Source organism: Cryobacterium algoritolerans (assembly GCF_004402785.1).
GTDB lineage: Bacteria > Actinomycetota > Actinomycetes > Actinomycetales > Microbacteriaceae > Cryobacterium > Cryobacterium algoritolerans.
The window spans coordinates 77450-100184 of record NZ_SOFP01000023.1 but is presented as its reverse complement, the minus strand read 5'-3'; the positions used below and the strand labels follow the sequence as shown (position 1 = coordinate 100184).

Below are 22735 nucleotides of genomic sequence, written 5' to 3'. Positions count from 1 at the left end.
AGACGTCCAGTTCAGGTGCCCAGCGAACCGGCGGGCATGTGCTGGTTGGGGCGATATTTCACAGTCCGGCGTACTTCGCACCATCGCCCGCAAAAAAAACGCACCCCAGTTGTCGTGCCCTGAGTTTTGGGGGCACGGGGCTGATAGCGTCGTACCATGGGGGACAAGACCTGGTTTGCACGAGCCGTTGGCCTCGTCATCGCCGCAGCGGCGAGCGGTGCGGCCGCGACCCTCTGGATTGCGATCGCCGCGGATCCGCAGGCCAGCGGGCTGGCGACAAGCAAGGGCCTCGTCTTCGGCTTTGTGCCCGTGGTCTACGACATGAACGCGCCGGCCCCTCGCGTGATTCTCGCCGCGATCGCCCTGGCTGTTCTCTGCGCGGCCGGGGTGGCGCTGATGGAAAGCCGCGTGTCGAATCGATCACGCAGATCGTCGAATCCCCGGGTCACGCCCCTGTCGCCGAAGGTCGTGATGGCTCCGACGCGAGGCATCTTCGCCGGCCCGGTCACGGTGACCGTGCTGATCCCCGCGCACAACGAAGAAGCGTCGCTCCCGGTGACTCTGTCGTCGCTGCTCGCCCAGTCTCACCGGCCGGAACGAGTGATCGTTGTGGCCGACAATTGCACCGACACCACCGTGGCCGTCGCCCGGCAGTTCGGCGTCGAGGTCTTCGAGTCCGTGCGAAACACGACGAAGAAGGCCGGCGCGCTGAACCAGGCGCTCAAGGACTTTCTTCCCGGGCAGGGCGACAACGACATCGTCATGGTCATGGACGCCGACACCTCGCTGGATGACGGCTTCCTCGAGCACGCGGTGTCCCGTTTCACCAATGACCGTGCCCTCATGGCGGTCGGTGGTCTCTTCTACGGGGAAGAGGGATTCGGGATACTCGGCCAGCTCCAGCGCAACGAGTATGTGCGGTACTCGCGGGAGATCGCCCGCCGGCGCGGTCGCGTGTTCGTGCTCACCGGGACCGCGTCCATGTTCCGGCCTGCCGCCCTGCGCGCCGTGGCCGAGAACCGCGGCGTCACGATACCGGGAGCTCACGGTGACGTCTACGACACCGCGGCGCTGACCGAAGACAACGAACTCACCCTCGCGTTGAAGTCCCTCGGCGGCCTGATGACCTCCCCCTCCCAGTGCACTGTCGTCACCGAGCTGATGCCCACTTTCGGCTCGCTGTGGCAACAACGACTGCGGTGGCAGCGGGGAGCGCTGGAGAACATCGGCGCCTACGGTGTCACACCGGCCACTTTGCGGTACTGGGCGCAGCAACTGGGCATCGGCTACAGTGTCATCGCACTGACCGCATTCATGCTGCTGATGGCCTTGACCGTGGCCGCGGTGAACAACTGGGTGTGGTTCCCGTTCTGGCAGGGTCTCGGTGCCATCTTCATCGCCGAACGCGTGGTCAGCGTCTGGAAGGGGGGCTGGCGGGCACGAATCCTCGCGCTGGTCCTGCTCCCCGAACTGCTGTTCGACATGTTCCTGAACGTGGTCTACGTGAAAGGAATCATTGACATCACCCTCGGCAGGCAGGCGACCTGGGGCCATGTCGCACATTCACCCGCGACTTCAGACGAGCTGGCGGCCTCACAATGAAAACCACGGTGATTCACGCCGGAATCCTTCTACCGGAGTCCATCCTGGCCTCGGGGTTCTTTGCCGTCTTCGCGGCCTTCGTCGGAATCAACACGGTGGTCTATGTTGCGTTGGCCATCGCGAAGATCCTTCCGATGGTGTACGTCACCGACTGGATCACGGGACGGAACCGCCGCACGGAGACCCGAAGCATTTACCCGAAGTCGGCGTCGCACGCGGTGCCGCGGGTGAGCATTCTGTCGCTCCGCAGGGCGCCTCTCCGCGACGCCATGCGACGGCTGGGTGAAAGGCGCCTGAATCGCTCTTCACCGGGACAAGGCGAGCCACCCCGATCTCGCCGGCCCTGAGCCGGTTGCGGCAGGATCGCGCCGCCTGAACCAGGAGCACGGGGTGTTGACTTTGCCCGTCCGCGGCTCACAGACGACTGCACTAAACTCGAAGGTCGGATTTGAGGGGTGTTTTTGTGGTCGACCTGGAGCTTCAGCGGGAACAGAACTATGTGGCAACGCTGTATGCGCGGCTGGACGCGCTGCAGCGTGAGGCCGAGCAGCAACTGACCGCGGTGCGGCGCCTGAACGTGGGCGGCAACCACCAGGCGCGCTCCGAGAGGGACACGTTCGCCCGCCTCTACGAGGACCGCATCGTGCAGCTGCGGGAGGTTGACGACCGGCTGGCGTTCGGCCGGCTGGAGACGGCATCCGACGCAGACGACGGCTCGATCTACCGGTACATCGGCCGGGTCGGGCTGCGCGACGAAGACCTGCAGCCGATCCTGCTCGACTGGCGGGTGCCGCAGGCCAGCGCGTTCTACCAGGCCACCGCCGCGACGCCGCTCGGCGCCCGCGCCCGCCGGCACCTGCTCTCGAAGGGGCGCAGCATCATCCGGATCGAGGATGAGATCCTCGACGCCGAACTGCTCGAGGGGGAGGCGGCCACCCACCACCAGGGCGAGGGCGCCCTGCTCGCCGCGCTCACCGCGCAGCGCACCGGGCACATGTCCGACATTGTGGCGACCATCCAGGCAGAGCAGGACCGCATCATCCGCTCCGACCTCAAGGGTGTGCTCGTGGTGCAGGGCGGCCCCGGCACCGGCAAGACCGCGGTGGCGTTGCACCGCGCCGCCTACCTGCTCTACACCCACCGGGACCGGCTCAAGCACTCTGGCGTGCTCATCGTGGGCCCGTCACCGTCGTTCCTGCAGTACATCGAGGCCGTACTGCCGTCCCTCGGTGAGACCGGGGTGGTGCTCGCCAGCGTCGGTCAGCTCTTCCCCGGCGTCGACGCGACCCACGAGGATGCCCCGGCCGTCGCCGCCCTCAAGGGCCAGACCGCGATGGCCGGCGTGATCGAGCGTGCGGTGCGCTCCCGGCAGCGCATCCCCGAGCGGGACGCGCTGCTCGAGGTGAACGGCGACCGGGTCACGCTCACCACGGAGCTGATGGCGAAGGCCATCCACCGGGCGCAGACGAGCGGCAAGCCGCACAACCAGGCCAGGGTCACCTTCGTGAAAAACGCCCTCAACGCTCTGTCGCGGGAGTGGCTCGAGACGCTGAAGGCCGATGGTGCCTCGATGGACGAGAGCGACCTGCCCATGCTGCGGGAAGACCTGCGCTCGGCCGAGGCCGTGCGGGTTGCCCTGAACACGGCCTGGCTGCCGCTCACACCCCAGAAACTGCTGCAAGACCTCTACTCCCGGCCGGAGTGGCTGGCCTCCCTCACCCCCAGGTTTTCGGCCGAGCAGCGCGCCCTGCTGCAGCGCCCGCGGAACGCTCCGTTCACGATCGCCGACGTGGCGCTGCTCGACGAGGCGGCCATGCACCTCGGCGAGTACAACGTGGTCGACGCGGCCCAGAAGCGCGAGCAGAAGGAACAGCGTAAGCGCGACATCGAGAACGCGGAGGCGGCCATCGCCAACATGGCGGTGAAGGGTCTCGTGAACGCGACATCCCTCGCCGACAACTTCGCCGAGCTGGGCGACCGGGCCACCACCGCCGAGCGCGCGGCCGCGGACCGCACCTGGACCTACGGGCACGTGGTCGTCGACGAGGCGCAGGAACTCTCACCGATGCAGTGGCGGCTGCTGCTGCGCCGCGGACCGCAGCGCTCGTTCACCATCGTCGGCGACATCGCCCAGGCGGCGTCCGCCGCGGCTGCCACGAACTGGAAGGACGCGCTCCGGCCGATCCTCGGCTCGTCCCTCGAGGCGGACCGCTGGCGGCTCGAAGAGCTCACCGTGAACTACCGCACGCCCAGCCAGATCGCGTCGGCCGCCGAGGCGATGGCTCTGGCGCACAACCTGCCGATCACCCCGGCGCGGTCGGTGCGGGCCAGCGACTGGCCGATCGAGACGGTGACGGATGTGGCCGACGCCGTGCGCCGCGACCTCGCCCTGGGCGCCGGCGGCACCCTCGCGGTGATCGTGGTCCCGGCATCCGTCGCCGCCGTCAACGCCGCCCTCACCGCGGAGATCGGTGACGCCGTCGGGCTCGGCGCGCTCGGCCTCACCCGGCAGGTCGCTCTGCTCACTCCGACAGACGCGAAGGGGCTCGAGTTCGACGCGGTGGTCGTGGTCGACCCGAACGCGATCGTGGCCTCCTCCTCCCGCGGCGTCGGCGCCCTCTACGTGGCGCTCACCCGCGCCACCCAGCGCCTCTACCTCGTCACCGACGGCCCCCTGCCGGAGGGCCTCGGCTAGCTGCCCCCGTCGTGGAGCCGGTCGGCGACCTGTAATATTTCTCTATATGACTTCGCTTCCCCGGCTCGTGGCCTTCGACCTCGATGACACCCTGGCCGCTTCCAAATCCCCGCTCGACCCCCGGATGGCGGCCCTGATGGTGCGCCTCCTCGGTGCCGCCCCGGTCTGCGTCATCTCCGGCGGCCAGATCGCCCAGTTCCACATGCAGCTGATCGACAACCTCGACAACGTCACCGACGAGGCCCTCGCCGGCCTGCACCTGATGCCCACCTGCGGCACCCAGTACTACCGGCACGTCGACGGTGCCTGGATCCAGATCTATGCCGAGCTCCTCACCGACACCGAGAAGACGAGCGCGCTGACCGCGGTGGAGGCCACCGCCCGCGAGCTCGGCTACTGGGAGAGCGACACCTGGGGCCCGATCCTCGAAGACCGCGGCTCGCAGATCACGTTCTCCGCTCTCGGCCAGGCCGCCCCGGTCGCCGCGAAGGCCGCCTGGGACCCGAGCGGTGAGAAAAAGAACACCCTCCGCGAGGCCGTGCAGACGCTCCTTCCCGAGCTCGAGGTGCGGTCGGGCGGTTCGACCTCGGTCGACATCACCCGGCGAGGCATCGACAAGGCCTACGGGATGAAGAAGCTCGCCGCGCTCACCGGCGTCTCCCTCGACGAGATGCTCTTCGTCGGCGACCGGCTCGACGAGCACGGTAACGACTACCCGGTGAAGGTGCTCGGGGTCGAGTGTGTCGCCGTCGGCGACTGGGAAGACACCGCCGCGTTCCTGGAGACCCTGATCCCGCGGCTCGAGGCCGGCGCGCGCTGACCTGACGCGCTGACCTGACGCGCTGACCTGACGCGCTGACCCGACGCGCTGACCCGACGCGCTGACCTGACGCGCTGACCTGACGCCGCCGGGTGTTCAGCTCAAGGTGCTGACGCAAACTGGGGGCGGAGCGCGTAGCGGCCGATGATGATCAGATTCGAAAGGGTATCCGCCGCGGCGGGCTTCTCGACCAGTCCGGTCACCCTCACCAGGTCCGGTCGCCGGTCGGCTCGACCGCGGCAGCATCGTAGGGCTGGAGCCGCGACGGATCCACCTCCATCAGGGCGACGATGCTCGCGTTCCATCTGCTCTATTTGGCGAGCATCTTCGCGAGCAATGGGTCGCGGGCGTCGATGATGTCGTCGCTGAGCAGCCTGGCGAATGGCTGGTCCCCGACGCGTGACAAGAGTAGGTGGACTGCTGGCCAAGCGCAGCGGATTCCCCATTCCCATCAGAGGGGTACGGCGCTATTGTGTTGTAACCGTTTACCCGAGCGGTAGCTGGAGGCAACCCGAATGCCGAACGTGTCCTACGTGTCGTCGCGCCGGAAAACACCAATTTTCCGGATCGATGAACCACCCTCAAGAACCGATCGGCGAGCCGACGCTCCGCCGAGCGACTCCTGCGCTGCTGCCCGGCGGTCCGGGGGCTCTTATGTCTGAGACGCCCCTCGCCCCGCGCAAACGCCACCCCTGGCGCATCACCTGGGGTGTCTTCGAGGCGGTCCTGCTGCTGCTCGTCTCGATCGGCGGCGTCTACGCGTTCACGCTGACCCACACCTTCGACGCCCAGACCGAGAAGATATCGAACGCCTTCCCCGCGGATGCGGTGCGGCCGCCGGCGGCGCCCGGCGGCACTGCCATCGGGCCCAGCCCGCAGCCCAACATCCGGCCCGGTTCGCCAACCCCGGCACCGGGAGCCGATGCGCCGGTGGCGCAAGCCCAGAACATCCTCTTGCTCGGCTCGGATACCCGCGGCACCACCGACCGTGACCTGGCGGGCATCCGTGGCGAACGATCAGACACCATCATGGTCGTGCACGTTCCTGCCGATCGCAAGAACCTCTACGTCATGTCGATCCTGCGGGACAGCTGGCTGGAGATCCCCGGGCATGGCACGGCGAAGATCAACGCCGCTCTTTCCTGGGGCGGAGTGCCACTGGCCGTGCAGACCGTTGAGACACTGCTCGGTGTGCGGATCGACCATGTGGCGGTCGTCGACTTCGCCGGTTTCAAGGGTGTCACCGACCTTCTCGGCGGCGTCGACATCAGCAATCCGATCGGCTTTGCCTCGTACCACATGAAGGGGCACTACTTCTCGACGGGCGCGCTGCACCTGAACGGCACGGAAGCCATGGCCTTCGCCCGGGAACGTTACGCGTTTTCCGACGGCGACTTCCAGCGGGTGCGCAACCAGCAGCTCATCATCCAGGCGGTGCTGGTGGCGATGATGCACAAGTCGGTGCTCGCCGACATCGGGAAGACGACCAGCCTGGTCAACTCGGTGACGCCCTTCCTTGCGGTTGACGAGGGCCTCAACTCCGCCTACCTGACCGGGCTGGCGTGGGAGCTGCGGGCGGTGCGTGAACCGGAGGTCGAATTCTTCACCATGCCGACCAACGGTACCGGGACCTCCAGCGACGGGCAGTCGATCGTGAACATCGACTGGTCGGCACTCGCGGCCGTGCAGAACGCTTTCAAGACCGACACCCTGGGCTCCTACCAGCCGGAGGTTCAGACAATCAGGTAGCCGGGGCGGGGGCAGAGTCGGACGGGCCTCCGCACCAGGGAGTTCCCGGGGCGCCTGGCGCCTGCGGGACAGCCGGGGAGCGCTCATCGGGTTGGGCGCTTTCCGGTCAAACCGTCCGTCGGCCGCGGCGTGCGGCCTGGGCGTGCGGCCTGGGCGTGCGGCCTGGGCCGGCCGGTCCCCGCGAATGCCGGTTAGCGGGTGGGGCCCGGGTTACCCGTCCGGTGGTGCAGCAGCAGGGCAAGCGCGGTGCCGATGATCGCGCCGGAGCTGTTCGCGATGATGTCACTGACCGTGGCGAACCGGGCCGGCAGGAAGACAAGCTGGCCCAGCTCGATTGCGCAGCTCGCACCGAATCCGGCCAGCGGGCCGAGCCACCAACGCCGGCCACCGGCCAGGATCACCAGGAACAGCCCGACCGGCACGAACATGAGAATGTTCGCCGAGAACTCGATCAGGTCATAGCGCACCCACCCCGGCGCGCCGTGCCGCTGGAGCAGGTCGAGGAGGGTGACGAGGTAGCCGTGGGCGTCCTGGTCCACCGGTGACGGCCAGAACGCAATCAGCAGGAGGGCGACCAGGTAGGCGACGCAGAGGCCGACCGTCCAGCGGTGCAGCCCAGGGCGCCCGGGTACGCCCGGAGTAGATACGAGTGGGTGCAGCCCGCCCCTGGTGCGAGAGGAGCCCCGGGCGCCCGCCGGGCCAGCTGTCGGCGGAGGCGTGAGCCGGTCAGCGGTCATGCGGTTACCTCCCCGGGCCGGGCGGTCGGCTCCAGTCGACGGCGCCGGGGAACGGACCGCAACACTGCAGATTGCCCCACCCTAGACGCGTTCGCTGGGAGGAGCACGAACGGCCCAGCTTCAGGGTTTCGTCACGACGCCGTGCCGAATCCGACCCTGGCCGGGGAATCAAAACGCCCGGCCGCGCGTTGGGGGGAGAGATGCAAACGCTACCGATCAACGTGCTCGACCTGGCCAGCCGCCCCGCGGGCGGCACCAATGCGGATGCGGTGGCCGGCAGCATCCGTCTCGCGCAGGTCGCAGAGGACCTCGGTTACGACCGCTTCTGGGTCGCCGAGCACCACAACATGCCGGCGATCGCCTCGAGCGCCCCTCCCGTGCTGATCGCGGGCATCGCGGCGCGCACGGAGCGGATCAGGGTGGGCTCGGGCGGGGTCATGCTGCCCAACCACGCTCCGCTCGTCGTGGCGGAACAGTTCGGCACCCTGCGTGCCCTCTACGGCGACCGGATCGACCTTGGCATCGGGCGCGCCCCCGGCACGGATGGCGCCACCGCCATGGCCCTGCGCCGCAGCACAGAGGGCCTCGGCGTCGACGACTTCCCGCAGCAGCTCGTGGACCTGATCGGCTTCTTCCACGGCGGGCTGGCGGAGGACAACCCGCTCCGCGGGATCACCGCCTACCCCGGCCTCGGCGACGCCCCCCAAATGTGGCTGCTGGGCTCCAGCGGCTTCAGCGCCCAGGTCGCCGGCGTGCTCGGGCTGCCGTTCACCTTCGCGCACCACTTCGCCGGCGACGGCACCGAGGCGGCGCTCGCCGTCTACCGGGACCGGTTCGAGCCCAGCAGCTTCCTCGCCGAACCGCACGCGATGATCGCGGTGAGCGTGATCAGCGACGACGACGCGGAGGTCGTCCGCCGCGAATCGCTGCCCGGTCTGATCACCTACATCCGGATGCGCCAGGGCAAGAAGCCTGCGCCCGTGTCCCTGGAGGAGGCGCTCGCCTACCGCTTCTCGCCCTACGAGCAGGACCTCGTCCAGACCCGCAACCGGCGCCAGGCGATCGGCACCCCCGACCAGGTCGATGCCGCGCTGACGACCCTGCTGGGGTCGACGGGCGCCGACGAGCTGATGGTGAGCCCGCAGGCGTCCAGCCTGGCCGGCCGCATCCGCTCGCTGGAGATCGTGGCCGGCCTGCGCACCGCCGCCTGAGTCGCGCGCTCCCGCGCTTCGGTCGCGGAGAAAGCACCTTCACCTCGCCTCCGAGGGTGCTTTCTGCGTAACTCAGTCGGGTCAGTAGCGGGCATCGACCCGCTTGGGCAGCACAAAGACGAGCAGCAGCGCGAGCACGCTGAACGCAGCGCTGACGCCCATCGCGGCGGTCGCGCTGGTGGTGAAGCCCGTGGCGAGGGCGGCCGGACCGGGACCGGCGACGACGAGGGTACCGAAGAACACGCTGCCGATCACGGCGATGCCGATCGCGCTGCCGACCCGCTGCATCACGCCGACCACACCGCTGGCCGCGCCGGCCTCGGTGCGGTCCACGGTCGCCACAATGAACTGGGCGTTCGGCGCGATGAAGAAGCCGCTGCCGAGCCCCGCGATCGCCAGCGGCGGAAGCAGCTGCCAGTTGGTGATCTCCGGGCCGATCAGCAGCAGGTCGAGCCAGATCCAGACGAGTCCGACCGTGACCAGGGCCACGCCGATGACCAGCACGGTGCGGCCGAGGCTCTGGGCGAGCCGATTACTCTGGGAGGCGCCGATGATCGTGCCGAACGCGAAGGGGATCGACACCAGCCCCGACTCGAGTGCGGTGTGGCCGAGGCCGGCCTGCCAGAGGATGGAGATGGTAAAGAAGATGCTGGTGAACGCAGCGAAGTAGACCAGGGCGAGCACGATTCCGCCGGAGAACGCCGGATGCCGGAACAACCGGGGCGGGACCAACGGGCTCTTGCCCCACCGGGTGAACATGACCTCCCAGGCGCCGAACGCGACGATGAGCAGTGCTCCGGCTCCCAGGGTGAGGTAGGTCCAGAGCGGCCAGCCCTGGTCCTGGCCCTCGATCAGCGGCACGAGCAGCGCGACCAGGCCGGCGGAGATGAGGAGCAGGCCGACCCAGTCGATGCCGGAACTGGCATCGTCGGCCTTGCGTTCGGAGCCGGACGGCAGTAACAGTGCGGCGGCGATCAACGCGGCGACGCCGATCGGGAGGTTGACCCAGAAGACCAGTCGCCAGCCGTTCTCGTTGCCGAAGGCCTGGATGATCAGCCCACCGAGGATCGGCCCGAGCGCCGTGGAGACACCGATGACGGAACCCATGATCGCGAACGCCTTGCCGCGGGCCATCGGCGGGAACAGCAACTGGATCACCGCGGTGACGGCGGGCACGAACATTCCTCCGGCGAGACCCTGCACGACCCGGGCGATGATCATCTGGAGGTCGTTCTGGGCCAGGCCGCAGGCCAGGCTGGCCAGGGTGAACAGGGCTAGACCGGTGAAGAAGACCCACTTGTGTCCGATCCGGTCGCCGAGGCGCCCGGACGGGATCAAGGCCAGGCCGAAGGCGAGGGCGTAGCCGGAGATGATCCAGGAGAGCGTCGCCTCCGAGGCATTCAGGCTCGTGCGGATCGTCGGCAGCGCCACGTTCACGATGGTCGTGTCGAGCAGGGCCATGAACATGCCGGCCAGAAGCACGACGAGGGCTTGCCACGCATGGCGAGGGATGACCGCTGCGGGGCGAGCCTCCTGGGTGGGGTGTGACATTGTCAATGGTCCTTTCGGGCGTGTTCGTCCACGATGATGTCGGGTAGGACGGTGACGAGGTGGTCATGCCATGTGATTTCGGCACGGATGCGGTCGGCCTTATGGAGCATAATGAAGCGCTCGCTGGCGGTGAGGTAGGGGAGGGCCGAAGCCGTGACGGCTTCGGCGTCGGCGAGCAGGGCGCGGAGGGCGAGCAGCCGGGCGCCGATCATCAGGGGAAGCTCGTCGAGGCGGTCTGGGTCGAGGCGGGTCATGGCGAGGTCGAATGGGTCTGGTTTGATGACGATCGTGCGCAGTCCGTCGAGCCGCAGGGCTGCCAACGCCTGTCGGCCGGTCGGCGAGACCTCATAGACCTGACGCTCGGGGTAGTTGCCTTCCCGTTCGACCCGGACGACGTCGATCATTCCTTCGGCGGCGAGCCGCTTCATGGCGCCGTAGACCGCGCCGACGGAGATGTCGGTCCACAGGTGGACGTGTTCCTGCTCGGCGAGGAGCCGCAATTGGTGGCCGTGCATGGGCCCGCGTTCGGCAAGGGAGCCGAGAATGAAGAGGCGGATGGACGACATCCGTTTACTCTCGCATGAGTAGTCTCGCCGGTCAAGACCCTGGGCGTGACGATCGAGAATGCACAAAACCCCCACTCCGCAGAGTGAGGGTTTCATGTTTCTGTCGGGGTAACAGGATTTGAACCTGCGACCTCGTCGTCCCGAACGACGCGCGCTACCAAGCTGCGCCATACCCCGATGGCTCGTAAGCCTTGTCAAGTATAACCCCAACCGGGAGGTAGGTCTCGACAAGCTCGACCACCGGGGGCGTGACCACCGCCGGTGGTGGAGCCCGTCGAGACTAGGCGGACGTGAGGGTGAGCAGCGTCGCTTCAGGGGGGCAAGCGAACCGGACCGGCGCGTAGATGGAGGTGCCGAGCCCCGCCGAAACGTTGAGGTACGCGGTGTGCAGGCCGGTATTCCAGAGGCTGAGCCCCTTGACCTGTGTGCGCGGGATGTCGCAATTGGTGACCAGGGCGCCGAACCCGGGCACGCAGACCTGGCCGCCGTGGGTGTGGCCGGCGAGCATCAGCTGCGCCCCATGGTTCACGAAGGAGTTCAGCACCCGCTGGTATGGGGCGTGCGCGACACCCACGGTGAGCGTCGGTCGGGGCGCGGCGGCTTCCTCCGGATCAGGCCAGGACTCATCGGCGAGCGGGTCGTTCGCGCGCAGGTCGTCGACGGCACGGGTGATCAGGTCGAGCCTGTCGCGCCGGATGTGCGGGTCGTCCACGCCAAACAGTTCCAGGTGCGTGCCGTTGATGTCGAGCGCCTCGGCCCTGTTGTTCAGGTTGGTCCAGCCGAGATTCGCGAAGACGCGGTGCAGGCTGTCAATGTCGAGCGTTTGGTGCATGGCACCCCGCAGCTTCGACGGCGCGGCGAAGTAACGGAACGGGTTCTTGAAGATCGGGCCGAAATAATCGTTCGAGCCGTTGACGAAGATGCCCGGTATGCCGCGGAACGGTTCCAGCGCATACTCGATGCCGGAGACTCCGTCCGCGTGGCCGAGGTTGTCGCCGGTGTTGACGACCAGGTCGGGCTGGAGGTCGGCGAGGCCACGCACCCAGTCCTGCTTGTCCCGCTGCCACGGCGCCATGTGCAGGTCGGACAGGTGCAGCACTCTGATCGGGTCGGACCCGGGAGCCAGCACCGGCACGCTCACCTCGCGCAGCGTGAACAGGCGGCGCTCGACCAGGGAGCCCCAGGCGAACGCGGCGAACCCGGCCGCGGCGACGGCCCCGACGCTCACCGCGACGGCCTTGCCGCCGACGGTGGTCATCCGTGTCCCTTGTCTTTGCCGTTGCCGGTGGCGAGCGTGCCGATGACGATCGCCACTGGGCCGCCGGGTGCCGAGCCCGTTCCGCCCGCAGGTGTCATTGCCAGCACGGTGCCGACCTGTCTGGGGTCGGTGACGTCCTGTTCGGTCTTGGTCACGGCAAATCCGCTCAGGGTGGCCCGAGCCTCGGCCTCGGTCTTACCGACCACGTCGGGCACGACAACCTGGGTCCCATTGCTCGTGAACGCGGTGACGGTCGCCCCGCGGCTGGCGCTCGTACCGCCGGCCGGGTCGGTCCTGGCGACGGTGCCCGCGGGCATTTCGGAGTCCGTCACGCCGCCGTCGGTGAAGCTGAAGCCGGCGGCCTCAAGGGTGGCCTGGGCCTCCGCGATGGACTTGCCGCGCAGGTCGGGGACCGGGATCTGAACTGCCTGGAGGACCTTGGAGGAGGCTTCCGCGAACGCGTCGCCACCGTACTTGGCGTTCGCGACGCTCATGATGTCGGGCCACATCCGGTGACGGGCGGTGGCCGCCGTGCCGCCGGGGAAGCTCACCTGGCGCTGGTTGATGTCTCCGGTGACGCTGACGACTCCGACCACGGTGGCGACCTTGGTGCTCGCCCCGCTCATCCAGGTGTCCTTGTTGCCGTCTGTTGTGCCGGTCTTGCCGATCATCGGGACCTTCGGCGACGTCGCGCGGTTCGACGCGGTGGCGGTTCCCTCCGACATCACCCGCTGCATGGCATACGTCATGCCCGCGTCGACGGCAGGGTCGACGGACTGCTTGCAGGTCGACTTCGGCGCCGCGAGCTCTTTGCCGTCGGGACCGGTGATCTTGTCGATCGCCACCGGGCTGCAGGTCACGCCGTTATTCGCGATGCCCGCGAAGGCGACGGCCATGCTCAGGGGCGCGACCTCGTTGGTGCCGAGCACCGCCGAGGCACCCTGTTCAAGCGGGTCGCCGTCGGCGCGGTGAACGCCGAACGCCTCAGCCGTCTTACGGATGCCGCACAGGTCGAGTTTCTTGGCCATCCCGATGTAGCCCGTGTTGATCGAGTTGATCGTGGATTCCAGGGCACTGTAGTTTGTTCCGGCCTCATTGGAGTCGTTCTTCGGGTTGAAGCCCGGGAAGGTCTGGGGGCCGTTGCAGCTGTCCTTGAAGGTTCCCCAGTTCGACTTGCGCCGAGAGTCGACGCGCTCGTTGAGGGAATGCCCCTCCGTGAGCCACTCGCCGAGACTGAAGACCTTGTACGTGGATCCGGGCTGGAAGCCGTGCGATCCGCCCTGGTCGATATCGGTGTTGTAGTTGACTCCGGTCGCGTTGGGGTTGGTGGCGGCGACGTTCGGGTCCTGGGTGTAGTCCTTGTTCTGGGTCATCGCCAGAACACGCCCCGTGCCCACCTGAACGCTCGTGATGACGCTTCCGACGTCCCAGCCGTCATAGCTCTTGGGCACGTATTTGTTCATCGTGTCGACGGCCGCGTTCTGCAGATCGAGGTCGATGGTCGTGTAGACGTTGTAACCACCGCGACGGAAATTCGCGAAGCGCGTCCCCTCATCCGGACCGAAGGTCGGATCGGTCTGGAGGATGTTGGTGACGTAGTCGCAGAAGTAGGCGCTGGTGCCGGCGGTCGTGCAGCCCGTGCTCGGCTCGGTGATGACCGGCTCGATCGGAGCGGCGACCGCCGCGTCGTAGTCGGCCTTGACGATCTTCTTGTACTTGAGCATCTGGCCGAGGATGTAGTCGCGGCGCTGTTTGTTCGCTGCGTAGCCGTTCGCCGAGCCGTTGGTCTCGCTCTTGGGGTTGTCCAGCTGGAACTTGACCGGGTTGTTCACGATCGCCACGAGGCTGGCGGCCTGCGGCAGGGTCAGCGCCGCCGCTGTGGTGTTGAAGTAGTAGTTGGCGGCGGATTCGATTCCGTAGACCGTGCCGCCGAAGCCCGTGATGTTGAGGTACTGGCGGAGGATGTCATCCTTGGCGTACTTCTTCTCCACGCCGATGGCGAGCCGCATCTCCTTGAGCTTGCGGTCGGGGCTGGTCTCGGTGGCCGAGTTGTAGCACAGCGTGCGCTTCTTCTGGTTGGTGAGCGCTTCGCACTTCTGCACGAGCACGTTCTTCACGTACTGCTGGGTGATCGACGAACCGCCTCGGGCCGATCCGCTGGCAAGCGTGGTGACCAGGCCGGTCACCGTGCCCTGCAGGTCGATGCCGCCGTGCTGATAGAAGCGCGGGTCCTCGCCGGAGATCGCGGCATCCTTGACAAACGGGCTGATCTTGTCCCACGCGACCTCGACGCGGTTCTGGTCGTAGAACGACGCGAGGAGACCGGTCGTGCCGTCGCTGCGGGTGGCGTAGATGTTGCTTCGCTGTGCCAGCTGGTCGATCGAGAGGTAGTCGGGAAGGTTCTCGAAGACGTTGATGGTGTTCGTCGCGGTCATACCGGACAGGGCGAGAGCGGGGGTCACAGCGGCGGTGACGAGGATGCCGGCAATGGCGCTCATCCCGACGAAGCCGAGCAACCCACCGAGCGCTCCGCTAACCGTTCGATTTTTGGCAGACATACAATTGAGGTTACGCGACAAAACCTGAAAGACCGCCTGAATCGGAGCCATATGCCTGCCTGGGAGTACCTCACGACGCCGCTGATGATTCACAATACGGCCGCAATCTTGAACAACTGGGGCTCTGACGGCTGGGAGTTGGTGCAGGTCGTCCCCGGGCCGGAGGGCGGGCTCGTCGCCTACCTCAAGCGCCAGGTCGCCGCAACGGAAGGTGCATAGTCGTGTCGCACATCGAAGCGCGCCTCGCCGAACTGGGGATCGACCTGCCGAGCGCGGTACCCCCCTTGGCGTCCTATGTGCCCGCCGTCGTGTCTGGGGCGTTCGTGTTCACGTCCGGCCAGTTGCCGATGGTGTCCGGCGCTCTTCCGGCAACGGGCAAGGTCGGCGACGGCCATGGCCTCGTGCCGGCCGGGGACGCGAAGGAGTACGCCCGCCAGTGCGCCCTCAACGGTCTGGCCGCGATCAAGGCCGTGATCGGCTCGCTCGACCGGATCACGCAGGTCGTCAAGGTCACCGGTTTCGTGGCATCCGACCCAGCTTTCACCGGCCAGCCCGGGGTCGTCAACGGTGCCTCTCAGGTTCTCGGTGAGATCTTCGGCGACCTGGGAGTGCACGCCAGGTCGGCCGTGGGCGTCGCGGTGCTGCCGCTGGACTCGCCGGTCGAGGTCGAGCTGATCGTCTCGTTCGCCTAGCTGCACTGACCCGGCGCCTGTCGTCCGGTCACAAGCGAGCGCGCCACATCCGCCGCTCCGCGCCAGGCGCACTTGGCGCGAAGCGGCGCACGTGGCGCGATCGGCAGCGCGGGCGCTAGCTGTCGGCGCGGGGCCGCTCAGCGTGCAACGGATGCGCGAACGCCCGCCCGGCCGCAGCGGCCAGTTTCAGCGAGGGCTGTTCGACCCAGCGCGTCATCAGCTGGGCGAGCACGAGGCTGAGCGGCACCGAGACCAGCGCACCGAGCCACCAGAACTCCGGCCCGAACAGGTTGCCGAAGGTGACCACGATCGGGAAGTGCACGAGGTAGAGGGTGAAGCTCACCGTGCCGAGCCAGACCAGCGGGCGCGCGGTCAACGGCCGGTGCAGCGGCGGCCAGAGCGCGACGGCGGCGACGACCAGGACGGCGCCCGGCACGCGGAGGGCGAGGGTGAGCTCGCTCCACGGGCCGGTCAGGAGCGGGCGCGCGAGCCAGTGCGCGATCAGCAGCAGCGGGCCCAGGACGGTGAGGCCGATCCACGCGGCGGTGCCCCAGCGCCGCGCGGACAGGGAGGCCGCGCCCGCCTGGAGGGACTCGAAGTTGGCCGCCAGCAAGGCGCCGAGCGCGAACGCGGGCAGGTACATCAACGGTTCGATCCCGGTGACGTAGCCGTAGGCGGAGACGGCCAGGAACAGCGCGGCCCAGAGCCCGGTCCAGCGCCGGGTGGCCGCGGCGAGCACCACGCTCACCGGGAGCAGCAGCGAGAACCACATCTCCCAGGCCAGCGACCAGAGCGGCGGGTTGACGTCGGGCCGGCTGGTCTCGGTGATGATGCTCGCCTCGCGCAGCAGGTTGCCGAGGCCGAGGCTGGGGTTGTCCTGCCTGGCCAGCCACGCGCCGCCGCCCGGGTCGCCGGTGCGCGGGAAGAAGTAGATCCACGCCGCCGCCAGCCCCACCGAGATCACGACGGGAACGAAGAGCCGGATCACCCGCCGCGGGTAGTAGGCCATCCAGTCGTAGGCGGGTGCCGCGAGGGGAGACCGCACGAGCACGAAGCCGCTCAGCACGAAGAACACCAGCACGAACTCCGGCCCCGCGAAGAGCAGCTTCAGGGGCGACAGCGTCGTCCACCAGCCGACCGACAGGAACTCGAGCCGGAGCTCGACTCGTAGGCGGCCGAGACCGCCGGTGCCGTCATCGAGACGTGGTGCACGAGAACGATCAGGGCCGCGACGCCGCGCAGGGAATCGAGGGCAACCAGACGGCCGGGCGAGGGGAGTCGGGACATTGACCCCACCGTAGGGGTGCCCCTTGTGAATTCCCTCCGCGCGGCATCCGTCACCGTCCTCCGCCGAACTGTGAGCAAAGCCGCCTTCCGGGCGGTTCGGAGGCGGCTTTTCTCACAGTTCGCCGCCGTGGCGGTGGGCCAGGGCGACGGGGCGGGCCGGGGGCTACTTCAGCGTGGACATGATCGCCGTCATCACCGAGGTGTCGGCGAGGGTGGTCGTGTCGCCGATCTCCCGGCCCTCGGCCACATCCTGCAGCAGACGCCGGATGATCTTGCCGGACCGCGTCTTCGGCAGCTCGCTGACGATGAAGATCTGCCGTGGCCTGGCGATCGCGCCGATCTGCTGGGACACGTGCGCCCGCAGCACCGCGGTGAGGTCCGCGTGGGAGGACTCCTCGAGGTGGCTGTACTTGATGATCACGAAGGCCACGACGGCCTGGCCGGTCGTATCGTCGTGCGCACCGACCACGGCGGCCTCCGCGGTCATCGGATGCGCCACCAGTGACGACTCGATCTCGGCCGTGGACAGTCGGTGCCCTGACACGTTCATCACATCGTCGACCCGGCCGAGCAACCAGATGTCACCGTCCCGGTCGAGCCGGGCGCCGTCGCCGGCGAAGTATCGCGGGTTCTCGTCGCCGAACTTCTCCCAGTAGGTCTCCTTGAACCGTTCGGGGTCACCCCAGATTCCGCGCAGCATCGACGGCCACGGCTCGGTCACCACCAGCAGGCCGCCGTTGTCGCGGCCGACGTGGTTGCCCTCATCGTCGAGCACGTCGATCACGACGCCCGGGATCGGTACCTGGGCGGAGCCGGGCTTCGTCGTGGTCACCCCGGGCAGGGCGGAGATCATGATCGCGCCGGTCTCGGTCTGCCACCAGGTGTCGACGACGGGGGCGACGTTGCCGCCGATCACCTCGCGATACCACATCCACGCCTCGGGGTTGATCGGTTCGCCGACCGAGCCGAGCAGCCGGAGACTGGTCAGGTCGAAGCCCTGGGGAATCTGGCGGCCGAGCTTCATGAAGGTACGGATGGCGGTGGGCGCCGTGTAGAGGATGCTCACCTTGTACTTCTGAACGATCTCCCACCACCGGCCGGGGTGCGGGGTGTCGGGGGTTCCCTCGAACAGAACCTGGGTGGCACCGTTGGCCAGGGGTCCGTAGACGACATAGCTGTGGCCGGTGATCCAGCCGACGTCGGCGGTGCACCAGTAGACATCCGTTTCGGGGTGCAGGTCGAACACGTTCTTGTGGGTGAAGGCCACCTGGGTGAGGTACCCGCCGCTGGTGTGCAGGATGCCCTTGGGCTTTCCCGTCGTGCCGGAGGTGTACAGGATGAACAGCGGGTTCTCCGCGGGGAAGCCCACTGCCTCGTGCTCGGCATCGACCGAGGCGAGTTCCTCGTGCCACCACAGGTCGCGCTCGGTCCACTCCACCTCACCGTTCGTGCGCTTGACCACCAGCACGTTGCGCACGGTTGTGTCATTGCCGGCCAGGGCCTCGTCCACGGCCGGCTTGAGCGCGGATGCCTTGCCCTTGCGGTAGCCGCCGTCGGCGGTGATCACGAGCACGGCGCTGGCGTCGTCGATGCGCGAGCGCAGGCTTTCGGCGCTGAAACCGCCGAAGACGACCGAGTGCACGGCGCCGATCCGGGCCACGGCGAGCATGGCGATGACGGCTTCCGGGATCATCGGGAGGTAGATCGCCACCCGGTCCCCGGCGTTCACGCCGAGCTTTCCCAGCACATTCGCAGCACGCTTCACTTCGGCCGTGAGTTCGGCGTAGCTGATGTCCCGGGAATCGCCCGGCTCACCCTCGAAATGCAGGGCGACCCGGTCGCCGTTGCCGGCCAGCACGTGCCGGTCGAGGCAGTTCCAGGCCACGTTCAGCTCGCCGTCTTCGAACCACTTCGCGAACGGCGGGTTCGTCCAGTCCAACGTCTTCGTGAACGGCTTGGTCCAGTGCAGCAATTCACGCGCCTGATCAGCCCAGAACGTGAGACGATCGGCGGCAGCATCCTGGTAGAGCTGTCCGGTTCCCACGGCCTGTGCCGCGAATTCGGGTGTCGGCGGGAACCTGCGGGTCTCGTGAAGAAGATTGTCGATCTTTACGTTCATACCTGGTTCGCTCCTTTGCGATGCATTGATGGGCGCGTAGCCAGCCCTCTGAAACCCTACTCTTCGCGACTGAACGCACGGGTTGCGGCCGATTGCGACCCCTTGCAACGTCCCCGTACGGGGGCGAAAGCGCCCTGCCGGTTCCATGTCCTCATTTGTGAGGACAAAAGGGACTTGCGCATCTTCGTTTTCCTTATACACTTGGACACGTCCGAACGAAAGTTTTGACCTGCGGTGCGTTTGGTTCCCCCCAATCAGCGCGCTGCCGAGGCGGCACCTGTTCCCCCCAATAGGTGCCGCCCCCCTGTTTTTAACGGCTTCTTGTTGCCCGGCCCTCCTCCTCCACCTCCACCGCTCCTCCACAGCAGCGTCAGGCGGCAACTGCGCCCGGTCCGTCGTCTCGCTGCGGCGCCGCCGTCCGGCCGGCCTACAGTCGGTCCATGCCGGAGCCCTTCGTCGCCGTCCCGTCCTATGCCACCCCGGGCGAGGCAGAGCCGGTGACCTTTCCGGTGACCCTTCCGGTGACGGAGCCGGTGACCGAGCCGGTGACCGAGCAGGGGGAGTGGGCCGCCGCCCGCGTGTCGGCCAGGCATGTGCGGGCGGGGGGATTCGGCGCACGCCCTCCCGTGCCGAATGCGGTCGGCCGTGTCGGCCGTGTCGGCATGGCGACTCCGGCCGCGCCGCAGCGTCCACTACCACCGGCCATGTCCCCGCCCCAGATGTCCCCGCCGGGCTCGACCTGGTCTACCGCGGCCTCTCCCGTTGCGGCCTCTCCCGCTGCGGCCTCTCCCGTTGCGGCCTCGCCCGCTGCGGCGTCGCCCGGGCCCCGGGCGGACCTGTCCGGACTGGGGCCGCTCGCCGGTTTCGCCGCCGCCGACGGCGTCACCGACCTGTTCGTCAACGGCGACACCGGACTCTGGGTCGACGCCGGCCACGGTCTCGTGCGCGAGCCCGGCTGGGAATGCAGCGAGGCGGCCGTGCGTGAGCTCGCCGTGCGCCTGATCGCCCTCGGCGGGCGGCACATCGACGAGGCCAGTCCGTGCGTCGACGTGCGATTGTCGGACGGCATCCGTGTGCACGCGGTGCTGCCGCCGGTTTCGAGCGCGGGCACCCTGTTGTCCATCCGGCTGCCGCGGGTGGAGCGGCCGAGCCTGTCATCCCTCGCCGCGGCCGGGCTGTGCGGCACAGGGGAGCCGGCCCGGCTGCTCGTCGACCGCCTCCGCTCCGCGGTGCTCGACCGGGAGAACCTGCTCATCACGGGAGCGGCGGGCAGCGGCAAGACCACCCTGCTCGCTGCCCTGCTCGGGGCGGCCCCTCCGGGGGAACGCATCGTGGCGATCGAGGACGTCGCGGAACTCCGCGTCGACCACCCGCACTTCGTCGCCCTCGAGGCGCGGCAACCCAATCTGGAGGGTGCCGGCCGGATCGGCCTGGACAGTCTGCTCCGGGAGGCGCTGCGGATGCGGCCGGACCGGCTCGTGCTCGGAGAATGCCGCGGCGGGGAGATCCGGGAGCTGCTCGCCGCCCTGAACACCGGCCACGATGGCGGCGCCGGCACCCTGCACGCGAATTCCCTCCGGGACGTACCCGCGCGTCTCGAGGCCCTGGGCGCCCTCGCCGGGATGACCGCCGAGGCCGTGGCACGCCAGGCGGTCAGCGCGATCGGCCTGGTGCTTCACCTCGAACGCCGGGGCGGTCAGCGCCGGCTCGTACAGGTGGGCCGGTTCGTTCTGGACGCCGCGGGCCGGCTGGGGACCGTCCCGGCCGGAGACGGCGGGGGAACGGTCACCGGCCGAACAAACGGTGGTGCGGGGGCCGAGCCTGGGCCTGGTTCACCGGAGGCGACCCCGTGAGCCCGCGCACTCGCGAGGCCTCCCCGGCCATCGACGATGTCGCCCGGGTCGCCCAGCGGCTCGCCGTGCTGCTCTCGGCCGGAGTCTCCCCGGCCTCCGCCTGGCAGCACCTCGTCGACGCCCAACCTCCGGGATCACCGCGACCTGGTTGGCGGGGCCCGGCTGAGGAACCGCCGCTCCCGACCGCCCGGATCATCCGCGCGGCGGCCACCGCCGGGAAGGAGGGCGACAGCATCGCGGATGCCGTGGCCGCCGAAGCCGGCGCGGTGGGCGGGCAGGTGGGCGAGGCCTGGCTCGGCCTGGCCGCGGCCTGGCGGGTGGCGACCATGGCCGGGGCGCCCCTGGCGGCCTGCCTGCGAGAGCTCGCAGCCTCCCTTCGCGAGTTGGGCCGACTGCACGCCGACCTCGCGGTGGCACTCGCCGGGCCGGCCGCGACCGCCCGCATGGTCATGTTCCTGCCCATGATCGGCCTGCTGTTCGGTGGTCTGATGGGCTTCAACACCATGCGGATGCTGTTCCTCACCGTGCCGGGCTGGATCTGCCTGGTCTCCGGAGCGGCCCTGATGCTCGCTGCGGACCGGTGGAATCGGCGTCTGGTGAGCACGGCCAGGGCCAGGGACCCGACCCCGGGGCTCGAGTTCGACCTCACGGCGATCGCCATGGGCGGCGGCGGCTCTGCGGACCGCGCCCGAGCCCTCGTGAACGACACGATCGGTCGATTCGCGCTGCACCGGGCCGACTCGGCGGCCGCCATCGGGCAGGTGCTCGAGTTGTCGGTTCGTGCGGGAGTGCCGGCTGCCGAACTGCTGCGCGCCGAGGCAGAGCAGTTGCGCCGGGATGCCCGAGCAGAGGGCCAGCGCCGGGCGGCGGCGCTCGGGGTGACGTTGATGGTTCCGCTCGGGGTGTGCGTGCTTCCGGCCTTCATGCTGGTTGGCGTCGTGCCGCTGTTGATGACGGTGCTGTCTTCGACTCTCACTGGATTCTGAGGTGGCAGCCGGGAGGGCGGACAGTGCCGGGCTGACGAAAAGAGCCGGGTCAACGAAAAGAGCCGGGCCCAAGGCCCGGCTCCCGAAGTCACGGCAACTGCCGTCCAACTGCTCTAGCTGTTCCGTGCCGTTCTGATGTTCAAGGCGGCGCGCTGTACTTTCAGAGACTCCGTTGCGACGGTCTTTCCTGTGCTCTTCTTCGGTGATTGGTCTGCCATCAGCGCCCCGATTCTCCGAGCCCCGTGGCTTCGGTGGTCAAAGACTACGCCTCGCAGGGACCGGGTGGAAGAGCCGGGCGGAAATCATCCACCAACCTACGAAAATGGCAAGCCCACGCTGCTCACCGGGGACGCCGCACCTTCGTTGTGGTGCTGTTCTCCACAGCCGGTGAGGGACGATCTGTACGCACCAGTTGGACCCGGCACGGTACCGGCCCGCCCCGGCAGGTGATTCTGGTGTCCGTCATGCCTCCCGCAACCGCGTCGAGGGACGCGAGAGGAGCCGAACAGATGTCCGGAATTGCCCAGCCCGCGCACGCCAGAGGACTTCTGCGCCGATTGCGCACCGACGTCGGAGCCGCAACCGCAGAGTACGTGATCGCGACCATGGCGGCGGTCGGTTTCGCCGGCCTGCTCATCGTGATCCTCCGCGGGGATGAGGTGCGCGGCATCCTGACCGACCTGGTGCGCAATGCCCTCACCGTCGGGTGACCGGGGCACCGTCACGGCCGAGTTCGCCGCGGTGGTCCCCGCGGTGCTGTTGGTGCTCGCCCTCTGCCTCGGCGCGGTGCAGGTCTCCGGCCAGCAGATGCGACTCACCGCCGCCGCGGCCGCCGCGGCTCGTTCCCTGGCCCGCGGCGACGGTGACGAGAGCGCCGCGGGGCTCGTTCGCCGGCTGGTCGGCGCTGCGTCGATGAGCACCGAGCGGCAGGGAGAGTTCGTGTGCGTGCGTCTCCGCGCCCCGAGCGCGTTCGGCGCCTTCGCCACGTTCGGGGTCACGGTCACGGCCGGGTCCTGCGCGCTCGGCGGTGGCGGGTGAGGACGCGGCCCGG

At 68.5% G+C, this 22735-nt stretch carries 20 protein-coding genes and 1 tRNA gene; 12 read left to right on the top strand and 9 right to left on the bottom strand.

What is annotated here, in order from left to right; genetic code table 11:
- The first annotated feature begins 156 nt into the window (after positions 1–156).
- The 5 genes from E3O19_RS05180 (at position 157) to E3O19_RS05160 (ending at position 6866) form a co-directional block, all read left to right on the top strand.
- Positions 157–1602: a glycosyltransferase family 2 protein gene (locus tag E3O19_RS05180; protein WP_134565835.1), complete on the top strand. Its 1446-nt coding sequence runs from the start codon at positions 157–159 to the stop codon at positions 1600–1602.
- On the top strand, positions 1599–1949 hold the full coding sequence (locus tag E3O19_RS05175) for a hypothetical protein (protein WP_134565833.1): 351 nt from the start codon (positions 1599–1601) through the stop codon (positions 1947–1949). The genes E3O19_RS05180 and E3O19_RS05175 overlap by 4 nt, the downstream gene beginning before the upstream one ends.
- Before the next feature lie 116 nt (positions 1950–2065).
- Positions 2066–4297: a HelD family protein gene (locus E3O19_RS05170; protein WP_134565831.1), complete on the top strand. Its 2232-nt coding sequence runs from the start codon at positions 2066–2068 to the stop codon at positions 4295–4297.
- Positions 4298–4343: 46 nt separating this feature from the next.
- Positions 4344–5117 carry an HAD-IIB family hydrolase gene (locus tag E3O19_RS05165; RefSeq protein ID WP_134565829.1) on the top strand — a complete coding sequence of 258 codons (774 nt, stop codon included), beginning with the start codon at positions 4344–4346 and terminating at the stop codon, positions 5115–5117.
- A gap of 654 nt (positions 5118–5771) precedes the next feature.
- On the top strand, positions 5772–6866 hold the full coding sequence (locus tag E3O19_RS05160; protein ID WP_166804465.1) for an LCP family protein: 1095 nt from the start codon (positions 5772–5774) through the stop codon (positions 6864–6866).
- A 191-nt stretch (positions 6867–7057) separates the two neighbouring features.
- On the opposite strand, the gene E3O19_RS05155 is transcribed toward E3O19_RS05160, so the two are convergent.
- Positions 7058–7603 carry a VanZ family protein gene (locus E3O19_RS05155; RefSeq protein WP_134565825.1) on the bottom strand — a complete coding sequence of 182 codons (546 nt, stop codon included), beginning with the start codon at positions 7601–7603 and terminating at the stop codon, positions 7058–7060.
- 200 nt (positions 7604–7803) lie between these two features.
- Here E3O19_RS05155 and E3O19_RS05150 point away from each other — a divergent pair, with 200 nt between their 5' ends.
- On the top strand, positions 7804–8814 hold the full coding sequence (locus E3O19_RS05150) for an LLM class flavin-dependent oxidoreductase (protein ID WP_134565823.1): 1011 nt from the start codon (positions 7804–7806) through the stop codon (positions 8812–8814).
- An 81-nt stretch (positions 8815–8895) separates the two neighbouring features.
- Here the strand turns inward: E3O19_RS05150 and E3O19_RS05145 are convergent, their stop codons facing one another.
- From E3O19_RS05145 to E3O19_RS05125, 5 genes are all read right to left on the bottom strand, one after another.
- The gene (locus E3O19_RS05145) at positions 8896–10365 is read right to left on the bottom strand and encodes a DHA2 family efflux MFS transporter permease subunit (RefSeq protein ID WP_134565821.1); all 1470 of its coding nucleotides are present in this window, start codon (positions 10363–10365) and stop codon (positions 8896–8898) included.
- A 2-nt stretch (positions 10366–10367) separates the two neighbouring features.
- A complete protein-coding gene (locus E3O19_RS05140; RefSeq protein ID WP_166804464.1) occupies positions 10368–10931 on the bottom strand; it encodes a PadR family transcriptional regulator in 564 nt (187 codons plus the stop codon).
- Between the two features lie 103 nt (positions 10932–11034).
- Positions 11035–11108 (bottom strand) — tRNA-Pro (locus E3O19_RS05135).
- Positions 11109–11211: 103 nt separating this feature from the next.
- Positions 11212–12189, bottom strand: coding sequence for a metallophosphoesterase (locus tag E3O19_RS05130; RefSeq protein ID WP_134565818.1), 978 nt, complete (start codon positions 12187–12189; stop codon positions 11212–11214).
- Positions 12186–14747: a transglycosylase domain-containing protein gene (locus E3O19_RS05125; protein ID WP_166804463.1), complete on the bottom strand. Its 2562-nt coding sequence runs from the start codon at positions 14745–14747 to the stop codon at positions 12186–12188. The genes E3O19_RS05130 and E3O19_RS05125 overlap by 4 nt, the downstream gene beginning before the upstream one ends.
- 51 nt (positions 14748–14798) lie before the next feature.
- Between E3O19_RS05125 and E3O19_RS05120 the strand changes: the two genes are divergently transcribed.
- Both E3O19_RS05120 and E3O19_RS05115 read left to right on the top strand, forming a co-directional pair.
- On the top strand, positions 14799–14966 hold the full coding sequence (locus E3O19_RS05120) for a Sp36 family protein (protein WP_134565814.1): 168 nt from the start codon (positions 14799–14801) through the stop codon (positions 14964–14966).
- A gap of 2 nt (positions 14967–14968) precedes the next feature.
- A complete protein-coding gene (locus E3O19_RS05115; protein WP_134565812.1) occupies positions 14969–15439 on the top strand; it encodes a RidA family protein in 471 nt (156 codons plus the stop codon).
- Positions 15440–15554: 115 nt separating this feature from the next.
- Here E3O19_RS05115 and E3O19_RS05110 read toward each other — a convergent pair whose 3' ends face one another.
- The 3 genes from E3O19_RS05110 to acs form a co-directional block, all read right to left on the bottom strand.
- Positions 15555–16520, bottom strand: coding sequence for an acyltransferase family protein (locus E3O19_RS05110; protein ID WP_241981204.1), 966 nt, complete (start codon positions 16518–16520; stop codon positions 15555–15557).
- A gap of 26 nt (positions 16521–16546) precedes the next feature.
- Positions 16547–16726, bottom strand: coding sequence for a hypothetical protein (locus E3O19_RS18240; RefSeq protein WP_241981203.1), 180 nt, complete (start codon positions 16724–16726; stop codon positions 16547–16549).
- 163 nt (positions 16727–16889) lie between these two features.
- A complete protein-coding gene (acs, locus tag E3O19_RS05105; RefSeq protein ID WP_134565808.1) occupies positions 16890–18845 on the bottom strand; it encodes an acetate--CoA ligase in 1956 nt (651 codons plus the stop codon).
- Between the two features lie 719 nt (positions 18846–19564).
- Between acs and E3O19_RS05100 the strand changes: the two genes are divergently transcribed.
- The 4 genes from E3O19_RS05100 (at position 19565) to E3O19_RS05085 (ending at position 22722) form a co-directional block, all read left to right on the top strand.
- Entirely contained in the window at positions 19565–20698 is a 1134-nt protein-coding gene (locus E3O19_RS05100; RefSeq protein ID WP_420898584.1) for a TadA family conjugal transfer-associated ATPase, read from the top strand.
- On the top strand, positions 20695–21684 hold the full coding sequence (locus E3O19_RS05095) for a type II secretion system F family protein (RefSeq protein ID WP_241981202.1): 990 nt from the start codon (positions 20695–20697) through the stop codon (positions 21682–21684). The genes E3O19_RS05100 and E3O19_RS05095 overlap by 4 nt, the downstream gene beginning before the upstream one ends.
- A 509-nt stretch (positions 21685–22193) precedes the next feature.
- Positions 22194–22394, top strand: coding sequence for a DUF4244 domain-containing protein (locus tag E3O19_RS05090; RefSeq protein ID WP_134565806.1), 201 nt, complete (start codon positions 22194–22196; stop codon positions 22392–22394).
- The gene (locus tag E3O19_RS05085) at positions 22375–22722 is read left to right on the top strand and encodes a TadE family type IV pilus minor pilin (RefSeq protein ID WP_134565804.1); all 348 of its coding nucleotides are present in this window, start codon (positions 22375–22377) and stop codon (positions 22720–22722) included. Before E3O19_RS05090 ends, E3O19_RS05085 begins: the two co-directional genes overlap by 20 nt.
- The last annotated feature ends 13 nt before the right edge of the window (positions 22723–22735 follow it).